General features: G+C 70.0%; 10 protein-coding genes and 1 pseudogene. 2 read left to right on the top strand and 9 right to left on the bottom strand.

The window, feature by feature from the left end; translation table 11 throughout:
- Window positions 1-238 precede the first annotated feature (238 nt).
- Both AC1D01_RS08615 and AC1D01_RS08610 read right to left on the bottom strand, forming a co-directional pair.
- Window positions 239-502 (bottom strand): hypothetical protein, encoded by a 264-nt coding sequence (locus AC1D01_RS08615; RefSeq protein WP_477865635.1) that lies wholly within the window; start codon window positions 500-502, stop codon window positions 239-241.
- A gap of 10 nt (window positions 503-512) precedes the next feature.
- The gene (locus AC1D01_RS08610) at window positions 513-2,039 is read right to left on the bottom strand and encodes a DUF4331 domain-containing protein (RefSeq protein WP_477865634.1); all 1,527 of its coding nucleotides are present in this window, start codon (window positions 2,037-2,039) and stop codon (window positions 513-515) included.
- A 202-nt stretch (window positions 2,040-2,241) separates the two neighbouring features.
- Here AC1D01_RS08610 and AC1D01_RS08605 point away from each other — a divergent pair, with 202 nt between their 5' ends.
- The gene (locus AC1D01_RS08605; RefSeq protein WP_477865633.1) at window positions 2,242-3,561 is read left to right on the top strand and encodes a hypothetical protein; all 1,320 of its coding nucleotides are present in this window, start codon (window positions 2,242-2,244) and stop codon (window positions 3,559-3,561) included.
- A 49-nt stretch (window positions 3,562-3,610) separates the two neighbouring features.
- Here AC1D01_RS08605 and AC1D01_RS08600 read toward each other — a convergent pair whose 3' ends face one another.
- The gene (locus AC1D01_RS08600; RefSeq protein WP_477865632.1) at window positions 3,611-4,177 is read right to left on the bottom strand and encodes a porin family protein; all 567 of its coding nucleotides are present in this window, start codon (window positions 4,175-4,177) and stop codon (window positions 3,611-3,613) included.
- A gap of 144 nt (window positions 4,178-4,321) precedes the next feature.
- Here AC1D01_RS08600 and AC1D01_RS08595 point away from each other — a divergent pair, with 144 nt between their 5' ends.
- Complete coding sequence (locus AC1D01_RS08595; RefSeq protein ID WP_477865631.1) at window positions 4,322-4,672, top strand: hypothetical protein; 351 nt, start codon at window positions 4,322-4,324, stop codon at window positions 4,670-4,672.
- 127 nt (window positions 4,673-4,799) lie between these two features.
- Here AC1D01_RS08595 and AC1D01_RS08590 read toward each other — a convergent pair whose 3' ends face one another.
- The 6 genes and pseudogenes from AC1D01_RS08590 to AC1D01_RS08565 form a co-directional block, all read right to left on the bottom strand.
- Window positions 4,800-5,336, bottom strand: coding sequence for a porin family protein (locus tag AC1D01_RS08590; protein WP_477865630.1), 537 nt, complete (start codon window positions 5,334-5,336; stop codon window positions 4,800-4,802).
- Between the two features lie 182 nt (window positions 5,337-5,518).
- Window positions 5,519-7,036 carry a class I adenylate-forming enzyme family protein gene (locus AC1D01_RS08585; protein ID WP_477865629.1) on the bottom strand — a complete coding sequence of 506 codons (1,518 nt, stop codon included), beginning with the start codon at window positions 7,034-7,036 and terminating at the stop codon, window positions 5,519-5,521.
- A 2-nt stretch (window positions 7,037-7,038) separates the two neighbouring features.
- Window positions 7,039-7,947, bottom strand: coding sequence for a 2-hydroxyacid dehydrogenase (locus tag AC1D01_RS08580; protein ID WP_477865628.1), 909 nt, complete (start codon window positions 7,945-7,947; stop codon window positions 7,039-7,041).
- A 19-nt stretch (window positions 7,948-7,966) separates the two neighbouring features.
- Window positions 7,967-8,953, bottom strand: a complete 987-nt coding sequence (locus tag AC1D01_RS08575) for a tripartite tricarboxylate transporter substrate binding protein (protein WP_477865627.1) — start codon at window positions 8,951-8,953, stop codon at window positions 7,967-7,969.
- Window positions 8,950-10,656 (bottom strand): long-chain fatty acid--CoA ligase, encoded by a 1,707-nt coding sequence (locus AC1D01_RS08570; protein ID WP_477865626.1) that lies wholly within the window; start codon window positions 10,654-10,656, stop codon window positions 8,950-8,952. Before AC1D01_RS08570 ends, AC1D01_RS08575 begins: the two co-directional genes overlap by 4 nt.
- Before the next feature lie 66 nt (window positions 10,657-10,722).
- A pseudogene (locus tag AC1D01_RS08565) lies at window positions 10,723-11,149 on the bottom strand (type II toxin-antitoxin system HipA family toxin); the annotation flags it as partial.

The following is an 11,149-nucleotide window of genomic DNA, read 5'->3' as shown; positions in this document are numbered from 1 at the left end:
GTGCTGGCGCAGCTGCTCGCGCAGCGCGCGTTGCTGCTGGCGCTCGGCGCTGTTGCCGATGCGGGCCGGCAGGCGTTCGACGAGGGTGTCGTCGCCGGCCGGTGCGAAGGGGGCGGCGTGGCACAGCGCGGCATGCAGCAGCGCGACCGGCCACCACCGGAAGATCGAGTGAAGCATCGTCACCTCGCCATGGAAGATGATCCGTGGCCCGGATGGGCGTCCGGGCCACGGGTGCCGGTCAGAGCGTGGCCGGTTCGTCGGTCTCGCTGGTCGGCACGCTCGTGAGGGCGTCCAGGCTCAGCGGCTCGCCGCTGTCGGACGCCACGTTCACCCGCGCCGCTGCGTACTCGGTGTACGCCGCCGGCGTGGCAGCCGCAGTGACGGGCACCGCGGTTTCCTCCGGGGCCGGCGCGTCGCCGCCGGACCCTCCGCCACCGCCGCACGCTGCCAGCAACGCGGCACCCGCCAAGCTCGTGCCGAGCGCTTGAAGAAGCTTGTTCATGCCATGCTCCTCAATGCGTGCCGCCGATGGGCGTGTACAGGTACGGGAAACCCGGCAGCAGCGGCGCCACGGCCTGGTCGACCGCGTCGTGCAGCTTCAGCGAGGTGGCCCCCAGCGGCACATTGGCCGGCTTGCAGTTCACGCCGAAGCCGAACTTGTCGGTGTCGCCGTTGGCCATGCACAGCCCGCCCATCACCGCGACCAGCGAGACGTCGACCACGTCGTCCTTCGGCCGGCGGCCGTTCGGGAAGCCCGCGTTGTCGGTGCCGCCGGCGAGGATGTTGCCGACGATGCCGAGCCGGTTCTGGTCGGCGAAGGCCACCGGTGCGATCGCGGTGTTCAGCCGCAGCATCTCGGCGGGCGTCACGCTCGCCGGCTGGTTCACGCCCTTGATGCCGGTCAGGAAGGCCGTCGCGAGGTCGGTGCGCGGCAGGTTCTTCGGCGCGGTGCCGGGCAGCTTCAGCGCGATCTCCAGCAGTGCGGGCAGCGTCGGGTTCGTGACGTAGGCGGCGAACTGCGCGTCGTCCTTCGGCTTCGAGCCGTTGAAGCGGTCCTTGTCGGGCAGGCCGATCACCACCTCGTTGACCAGCGGCATGCCCAGGCGCGAGACCTGGGTCCAGGCGCCGCCGGCCTTCTCGGTGGTCTGGTGGCCGGCCTTCGGCGTCGGGTCGAGCAGGCGCACCTGGCGCAGGCTGGCGCTGGTCCAGCCGCCGATCACCGGCTCGGTGCCGGCGGTCAGGCAGCTCTTGTGCACCTCGAGCGCGAGCGTCGTGACGTTCTTGTCGTCGATGGTGTTCGGCGCCGCATTGATCAGGGCCGGGTCGGTGATCACGGCCACCGGCGCGTTGACCAGGTCGAAGATGGTGCCGAGGTTGACCGCGAACGGATCCTTGCGCTGGCCGGCGAACACCTTGCCCGGCATCGCGCAGCCCGGGATGTTGACGGTGTAGATGTGCCTGGCCGCATAGGCGGCGTAGTCGGGCAGGGTCTTCACGCCGATGTTGTCGACCGGCTTGTCGAAGGTGGCACTGCCGCCGGCCGCGTTCGTGATCGCGTTGCGCCGGCCGCTGCGGCGGTCGCCGCGCACCACGTCGACGGTGTAGGTCTCGGTGAGGTTCAGCGCGGCCGAGCGCACGTCGGTGACCGGCCCGGCCTGGATCAGCGGGATCGCGACGCTCTTGTCGCCGATCGGCAGCTTGACGTTGTTCAGCGTGTTCCTGAAACGGAACTGGAAGCTCAGGTCTTCCTTCGCGTCGCCGTTGTTGTCGATGTGGATCTCGTACAGCGCGTTCGGATCCATCGAGAAGTAGTTCGGTCCGCCGTAGGCGTCCTGCAGCGGCAGGTAGTTCGCGATCAGCGTGACGTAGTCGGCGCGGTCGGCCTCGTAGCTGCGGAACATGTAGAAATCGGTGGCGTCGACCTTGGGTTGCGTGGTGATGAACGGCGCCTCGCGGTGGCTGGAGGCCTGGGCGGCGGCGCACAGCGCGAGGGTCGCGGCCAGCGCGAGCGGCGCGCTGCGCAAACGGGTGGGTGTCATGGCTTCTCCTGGTGTGTTGGCATGGCAGCCGGCGGGATGCCGGCTGACCTGCGTTTACGCCGCGACGGAGGTGGTGGACGCAGCGCGCCGTCTCGACGCTCTGCCGGTGGGGGCTTGCATCCAATCGGCACGAAGCGGCGTAGCGGGCGCGCCTGGAAAGTACCGATGTGAAATCGATTTCAACGCCCCTAGCATCGCGGCCATGCCGATCAAATCACTTGCCGCCTGCGCGTCGCTGCTGGCCCTGCCGCTGCTTGTCATGGCGGCACCCGTCACGCTGCGCATCGCGCCGGATGCCCCATCGCCGGGGCCCATCGTGGCCGCGCCGGCGATCCTGCGCGGCTACAACATCGGCAACTGGATGCAGATCGGCGAGTTCGCCCGCGAGATGCGGCAGGCACCGGCGGCGGCGCTGCGCTTCCCGGGTGGCAATGCCGGGGACGACGAAGACCTCAACGGCACGCGGCTCGACCTGTTCAAGACCAACCTCGACCTGCTGGGCGGGCCGGCGCCCGAGTTGCTGATCCAGACGCGTGTGTTCCAGGGCGGCCGACCCGGCGTGGTCGCGGCGAACACGCCCGAAGACGCTGCGTCGGCGGTGCGCCTGGCGCGCGAACGCGGGCTGAAGGTGCCGGTGTGGGAGATCGGCAACGAGCCCGACCTGTTCGCCGTCACGCGCGGCGACGCGAGCTGGACGCCGGAGCGCTACTGCGAGGTCTTCCGCGCGCAGGCCGCGGCGATCAGGCGCGAGGATCCGCAGGCGCGCATCGCCGGCCCGGCGGTCTCGGGCGCGATGCCGATCGCGCCGGCGTTCGCGCGCCGCTTCATTGCGCTGTGCGGCGACGTGGTGGACGTGCTGACCTGGCACATCTACCCGACCGAAGGCACCGGCTCCGAGGCGGCCGCGCTCGCGAGCATCGACGAGGCGACGCGCTGGCCGGCCGAGTACCGGCGGCTGCTGGCCGACCCGGCGAGCAACCCGCTCGGCCATGCGCGTGCGATCGAGCTCGGCATCACCGAATACGGCCTGTCGTCGCGCTCCGACGGCCAGCGCTTCATCGGCGAGCAGGTCGGCGCGCTGTGGGCCGCCGAGTTCGCGCTGCGCAGCGCCGAGGCGGGGCTGCGTTTCGCGCACTACTTCGCGTACCAGGGGACGGGCTTCCACGGCCTGCTCGACAGCGGCGGGGCGCCGCGGGCGACGTACTACGCGTTCCGGCTGCTCGCGCCGCTGCAGGGGCGCTTCATGCCGGTGGCCGCGAGCGATGCCGGCGTGTGGAGCCATGCGCTGGTCGATGGCGACACGCTGACGGTCGTGCTGATCAACAGCGACACGGTGGCGAAGCCGCTGAAGACGAGCCTCGCGTCATGGAAGCTGGCTGGCGGGCAGTCCTTCGATGCGCGCGTGGTCGACAAGGAGGCGGCGTTCAGGCGCATCCAGCCGGCTGCGGCGGTGACCTTGCCTGCGCGCTCGATGACGGTGTTGCGCTATCAGCGTGGCGAGGCGCAGCGCACAAAAAAATAGCCGACCCCGCATCGCGCGAGGCCGGCCCGATGCCGCAGGGTCAGCCGGATCAGAAGTTGTAGGTGGCGCCGATCGTGTACAGCGTGGCCTTGATGGCTTCGTTCCCCAAGGCTTTTCGGGTGTAGTCGATGGCGGCGTTCACCGTGATTTCCTTCGTCAACTTGTAGCCGACGCCGGCGCCGATGTAGGCGTTGGTGCTGGTGTCCGAGTCGAAGAACGAGAAGCTGCCTGCGGAGCCGCTCGTCTTCAGCTTGTTGCGCGCGAGGCCGGCGCGGACCACACCGTTCCAGTCGGGCGTGAAATCGCCCAGCAGCGCGAGTCCGACGCCGAGGGCCGACAGATTCGCATTGGCGGCGACATCGAAGCCGCTGGTGTCTCCGCTGACCCTGCCCTTGACGTTGCCGTAGTCGGCGTAATGCGCTTCGACGGCCACGTTCTTGGTCAGCTTGTAGCCGCCGAGCAGCTTGAAGCCGGTGTCACCCTCGTCGCAGCTGACGCCGCTTGCACAACGGAGATTGAGGTGCGAGCCGCCCGCGGCCACGCCGATGTAGAGGCCTTCGGCGTGTGCGCCGACGCTGCCGGCCGCGATGAGGGCGCTGAGGAGAAATTTCTTCACGGTGAATCCTGTGCTGTTTCGGGGAGTCGCCCACGCGCGGAAGCGGCGGGGTCGGCGCGGTGAGTAACCTGACGCAGCGGTTCGTTCCCACCGGCAGGCCGCAGATCTGCTTCCATCCTTCACCCACCCTGTACAGTTCGACGGATGCGCCTCCTCCTGACCGCTCTCGCCGCCCTCACGCTGTTCGCCGGCTCCGCCCAGGCGCTCACGCTCGATGCGAAGAAACTGGCCCGCTACGATGCCAGCTACCAGCGCTGCGAGGCGCTGTACCCCCAGATGAAAGGCCAGCGCGATGTGGCCTACCTGCGGATGTACCACGTGGCGGAAGACGAGAAGATGCTGGGCAAGCTGGCCGCGCTGCGCAAGAGCAGCGCCTACCTGGCCGAGCAGAAGCGCCTGAAGAAGACGCCCGCGCCGCCGGCCTCGGCCGCGTCCGGACCGCTGGCCCAGCAGTGCCAGGCCCTGTGGGGCGAAGCGCAGCGCGCAAAGAAATAGCCGGACCGAAGCGTGCCAACGCACGCGAAGAACGGTTCGATCCAGCGGCCTCCGTGGATCCGGCTCCGCCGGTCCACTGGAGGCGCCCCCTTGAGGGGGAGGCGCGCAGCGCCTCGGGGGTGGGATATCAGAAGTTGTAGTTGACGCCGATCGTGTACAGCGTGGCCTTGGCCTTGTCGCCGCCGATCTCGCCTTCGGTGTAGTCGACGGCGGCGGTCAGCGCGACTTCCTTGGTCAGCTTGTAGCCGACGCCGGCGCCGACGTAGGCCTTGGTCTTGCTCTGCGAATCAGAGGCCGCGCCCTCCAGCTTCACCTTGTTGCGTGCGAGGCCGGCACGCACCACGCCGTTCCAGTCGGGCGTGAAGTCGCCCAGGTACGCCGCGCCGAGGCCGAAGCCCGACATCTTCACGTCGATGGAGGCGGCGCCGACGCTGAGCTTGGCCTTGCCGAAGTCGGCGTAATGCGCCTCGACGGCGATGTTCTCGGTCAGCTTGTAGCCGCCGAACAGCTTGAAGCCGGTGTCGCTCTTGTCGCAGCTGGTGGTGCCGGCGCAGTCGACGTCGGTGTTGGTGCCGCCGGCGGCCACGCCGACGTAGATGCCTTCGGCGTGCGCGCCGACGCTGCCGGCCATCGCGATGAGGGCGGTGAGGAGGATCTTCTTCATGGGGAATCCTGTGTTGTCTCGGAGGGGTGAATCCGGCCGTTGACTGCTGCCGGCGCCACGGGCGGAACCCTTGGCGGGCGGGATGCTACGTGTAAACCCGCCCTTCGCATCCGTGACTTCCGGATACCCGACGAACTTGTCCGCCTTTCACACGGCTGCAAGAAATCGCACCGGCTTTGTGCTCAGCGCCAGCGCTCGCGCAACTCGCGCTTGAGCACCTTGCCGATCGCGCTGCGCGGCAGTTCGTCGACGAAGCGCACGCCGGCCACGCGCTGCGTCTTGCCGACACGGGCGTTCAGCCAGTGCTTCAGATCGTCGGCCGTGGCGTCGTCCGCACCCGCGTCCGCACCCGCGCGGCGCACGACGAAGGCCACCGGCGTCTCGCCCCACTCGGTGGACGGCACGCCCACCACCGCCGCATCGGCCACCGCCGGGTGCTCGCGCAGCACCGCCTCGAGGTCGCTCGGGTAGATGTTGAAGCCGCCGCTGATCACCACGTCCTTCTTGCGGTCGAGCAGCACCAGGAAGCCGTCGTCATCGAAGCGCCCGACATCACCGGTGCGGATGAAGCGCTTGCCCGCCGCATCGAACCATTCGGCCTCGCGCGTCTTCTGCGGCTGCCGGTGGTAGCCGAGCATCATCCCGGGCGAATGGCCGACCACCTCGCCGGTGGCGCCGACCGGCAGCTCGCGGCCGTCGTCGTCGATCAGCCGGATGTCATGCCCTTCGGCGGGACACCCGACCGTGTGCAGCTTGTCCGGGTGCTCGTGCGCCGCGAGGATGCAGGTGCCGCCGCCCTCGGTCATGCCGTAGAACTCGACCAGCCCGCCCGGCCAGCGCGCCAGCACATCCGCCTTCAGCGCGGCGCCGAACGGCGCGCTGGTGCAGAACTTGTTGATGAAGGCGGAAAGGTCGTGCTGCCCGAAAGCGGGGAGCGCCATCAGCCGCTGGTACTGCACCGGCACCAGCATCGTGTGCGTCGCGCGGCGCCGCGCGGCCAGCGCCAGGTAGCCGGCCGCATCGAACTTCTGCATCAGCACGGCGCAGCCGCCATAAGCCAGCGTCGGGAAGAACACCACCAGCGTGGTGTTCGAGTACAGCGGCGTCGCGAGCAGCGTGACGCCGTCGGGCGTGTAGCCGTACTGCCGGCCACGCTGCACATGCGACCAGCGCATGCCGTGCGATTGCACGATGCCCTTCGGCACGCCGGTGGTGCCGGACGAATAGATGATGTTGAACGGCGCGTCGGGCGGCAGCGCGGGTTCGTCCACGCGCGTGCCGGCCGGCGCGAGCCAGCGCTCGAAGGCCGTGTCGTCGTCGAGCGGGATGCGCGAGCCTTCGGAGGCCGCGATCAACGCGCCGGCCGCGGCATCGACGAACAGCGCGCGCGGCTGCGCGTCGGCCAGCATCGCGGCCAGGCTCTCGGCCGTCGACGACGGCGCGAGCGGCGCGACGACGACGCCGGCCCGCAGTGCGCCGAGGAACACCGCCGCGTAGCGCATCGAGGTGCCGGCGCACACCGCGACCGCCTCGCCCACCTGCACGCCGTCGCGCTGCAGCGCGGCCGCGATGCGGTCCATCAGCGCATCGAGTGCGGCATACGACAGCAGCTCGCCGCCCTGCGCCAGGGCAGCGTGCGCCGGCCGCGCCTGCGCATGGGCGCGGATCTGCGAGGGGATCGTCTGGAAGGCGTCGTCCATCGTCAGTACCCCGCCGAGCGATCGACGGCATGCCGCGGCAGCTGCCCGTCGCGCACGCGGCGCAACGCATCGAGGCACTGCGCCGCGACGGTGTCGAACGAGGCCTGCGCCGCGATGTGCGGCGTCGCGACCACCTGCGGGTGCTGCCACACCCAGTTCGACGGATCGGGCGGCTCGCGCTCGAACACGTCGAGCGCGGCACCGGCCAGGTGGCCTTCATCGAGCAGCGCGCGCAGGTCGGCCTCCACAAGGTGCTCGCCGCGGCCGACGCTGACGACGAACGCGCCGCGCGGCAGCTGCGACAGCGTCGCCCGGTTCAGCAGCCCGCGGGTCGCCGGCGTCAACGGCAGCGTGCAGATCAGCACGTCGCTGCGCGCGARCAGCGCCGCGAGGCCGCCCTCGCCGCCGAACACCTCGACCCCGGCCACCGGCTCGCCGCGCCGGCTCCAGCCCGCCACCGGGTAGCCCAGCGGCAGGAAGGCCCGCGCCACCGCCTGCCCGACGGCCCCGAGCCCGAGCAGGCCGACGCGGCACTGCGCCGCCGCCCGCACCGGGTGCCGCAGCCACTGCGCCGCGGCCTGCTGCTGCGCATAGCGCCCGAGATCCCTGGTGAAGCCGAGCGTGCAGGCCAGCACGTACTGCGCGATCTCGCAGCCCTGGTTCGGATCGACGACGCGCGCCAGCACGACCGACGCCGGCAAGTCCGCCGGCATCAGCTTGTCGACCCCCGCGCCGATGCTGCACACCAGGCGCAGGTTCGGCCAGCGCGCGAGCTGCCCCGGCTGCAGGCGCCACGCGAGCAGGGCCTCGACGCGCTCCGGCGGCGCCTCGTCGTCGCTGGTCCACACATCGATGCCTTGGGCCGCGCGCCGCAAGGCGCCGGCATACGGCGCCACGGGCAGGGGTGACACCAACGCAAGCACGCCCACGTCAGGCCTTCGCGGCGAGGCCGAGGCGCTCGATCAAGGCCTTGTCCTTCACGAAGGTCTCGCGCGCCCAGGCGGCGTAGTCGTCGCCGCTGCGGTACCAGGCTTCCTGGTTCAGCTGGTCGAGCAGCTCGACGTGCCGCGGGTCGTCCATCGCCTTCTTGAAGGCATCGTGCAGCGTCTTCACGATCGCCGGGTCCATGCCCTTCGGCCCGACCAGCCCGTACGGCGAGCTCGACACCACGCCGTAGCCCAGGTCCTTCGCGGTCGGCACGTTCGGCCAGCGCTTGGTGCGCCGCTCGCCGAAGGTGACGAGCAGCCGCATCTGGCCGTTGTCGACGAACTTGTCCCAGCCGGTCGCATCGCTCTGCGCCATCACGTGGCCGCCGAGCAGCGCCTGCTGCAGGTCGGCGTTGCCCTTGAACGGGATGTGGTTCAGCCGGACCTTCGCGTTGTCGGCCAGCTCTTCCATCAGCAGGTGCGGCGAGGTGCCGATGCCGGTGGAGCCGTAGTCGATCTTGCCGGGCTCGCGGCGCGCTGCCTCGATGTAGTCGTTGAAGGTCTTGAACGGCGAATCGGCGCGCACCGTGAAGCCGAAGGTGTAGCCGGAGACGCCCATGATGAACGTGAAGTCGTTGATCGGGTGCCAGTTCACCTTCTGCATGTGTGGCAGCCGCAGCATGCCCATCGGGAACTGCGCGAGGGTGTAGCCGTCGGGCTTCGCCGTCTGCGCCATCATCCCCGGCCCGAGCGTGCCGCCGGCCCCGGGCTGGTTCTGCACGATGACGTTCTGGCCGAGCAGCTTGCCGGCGATGTCGGCCAGCGTGCGCAGGTGGCGGTCGGTGGAGCCGCCGGCCGGCCACGGCACGATCAGCGTGATGGGCTTGCTCGGGAAGCTCTCGGCGCGCAGCACGCGCAGCGGCGCCGCCAGGGCCGCGCCGCCGGCGGCGACGATCAGCGAGCGTCGCCGCAACAGGGGGATGGGGGTCATGGGCTGTCTCCAGGTTGGGGTGTCGATGACGTGGCGAGTTCGCGCTCCTGCAGCTCGCGCCACATCACCTTGCCGGTGCCGGACTTCGGCAGCGCGGCGACGAACTCGACGATGCGCGGGCTCTTGTAGGCGGCCATGTGCTCGTGGCTCCACGCGATCAGCTCCTGCGCGGACACGGCCTCGTGGCCGGCGCGCAGCACCACCAAGGCCTTCACCGTCTCGCCGCGGTGGGCGTCGCGGGCGGCGATCACGCAGGCCTCGAGCACGGCCGGGTGGCGGTACATCAGCGATTCGACCTCGGCCGGCCACACCTTGAAGCCCGACGCGTTGATCATCCGCTTGAGCCGGTCGACCATGAAGAAATAGCCGTCGGCATCGACCTGCGCGAGGTCGCCGGTGCGCAGGAAGCGGCGGCCGCCGATCTCGATGAAGGCGTCGCGCGTGGCGGCCTCGTCGTTCCAGTAGCCGCGCATCACCTGCGGGCCGTGCACGACCACCTCGCCGGTCTCGCCGGCCGGCACCTCGGCGAGCGTGGCCGGGTCGATGACCCGCGCGTCGACATCGAACACCGGGATGCCCAGGCACTGCGGCTTCGGCCGGTGCGGCGGGTTGATGTGCGTCGCGGCCATCGCCTCGGTCATGCCGTAGCCCTCGACGTAGTCCAGCCCGGTCAGCTCGCGCAGGCGCGCCGCCACGGCCGCCGGCATCGCCGCACCGCCGCCGCGGATGCCCTGCAGGCTGCCCAGGTCGTAGTCTGGCAAGCGCGGGTTCGACAGGAAGTCGACCACCATCGTCGAGATCGCCTGCAGCACCGTCGCGCGGTGGCGCTGGATGCACCGGGCGGCGGCGTCGCGGTCCCAGCGCGCCAGCACCACCATCGTCGCGCCGAGGTACAGCGGGCCGTTCAGGCTGCCGGCCATGCCGGTGACGTGGAAGAACGGCAGCACCGACAGGTACACCGCATCCTGCGTGCGGCCGAACCACTGCACGCCGCCGACCAGCGTGCTCATCACGCTGCGGTGGGTGTGCATGCAGCCCTTGGGCTGGCCGGTGGTGCCGGAGGTGTAGGGCATCACGCACAGGTCGTCGGGGCCGGCGGTGAGCGGGCCGGGGCGAAGATTTCTTGCGAGGGCGTCACGCCACGCGGTGAGGTTCGGTGCGTCGAACGAGCGCGGCGTGGCCGAGACGGCCTCGGGCACCGGCAGGTCGGTGGGCACGGTCAGCGCATCGGCATAGGTGACGACGAGCAGCCGCTGCAGGTGGTTCTCGCCGACGTCATCCAGCAGCGGTTGCATCTGGGCCAGCAGGTCCTGCGGCACGATGGCGACGCGCGCGCCGCTGTCGTGCACGTAGTGGCGCAGCTCCTCGCTGCGGTTCATCGGGTTGACCGGCACCACCACCGCGTTGGCGCGCAGGATGCCGTAGAACGCCATCACCCATTGCGGGCTGTTCTGCAGGTAGAGCAGCACGCGGTCGCCGGCCTGCACGCCGGCTTCATGCTGCAGCCAGCCGGCGATGCGCTCGCTGCCGGCCAGCAGCTCGGCATACGTCATCACGCTGTCGTAGAAGATGACCGCCGCCTTGTCCGGAAAACGCTGCGCCGACACCTGCAGGTTGTGGAAGACGTTGGTCTGCGGCAGCGTCAGGTGGTGCGGCAGGCCGGGCGGCCAGTGGGCAAAGTGGGCGGGGAGGGCAGACGGCATGGAAAAGCCATGCTAGGAGCGGGGCGGGGGCTTGTAAACACGGTGAATCCCGCTGTCGCCAAGGTGTCAGAGGCGCTTCGCCGTCATCAGGAACTTCTTCGCATGGCGGCGCACACCGGCCGAGATGGTGCTCCAGACCGGGTCGGGGAATCCCTTCGGGAGCAAGGCCTCGACTCGATCGAGTGCCGGATCCACGACCTCCACCATTTCGACCATGTTGAGCCACACCGCTTCGCCCGCCTGCTGGGCCAGCTGGTGCCAGTGGCGAGGCTCGATCTCGCCGAATTTCCAGTGTGCGTTCCTGGAACGCAGCGCCATCGCGAGCCCGGCATACTGGTACGGCAGTTGACGCGCGCCCTTGCCGATGATGGGCCAGTCCGACAAGACCTCGTAGAGCGTTTTCAACGAGTAGGCGCCACCATGGTGTATGAAGACGTAAAAGTTCTTCGCATGGCCGACGGGTGCCGCAAGCAGCCAGAAAGCAAGCTGAGCC

The sequence above is a fragment of the Rhizobacter sp. P3_B12 genome (assembly GCF_056402895.1).
The sequence above is the reverse complement of the archived record's forward strand: the minus strand, read 5'-3'. Positions and strand labels throughout refer to the sequence as shown.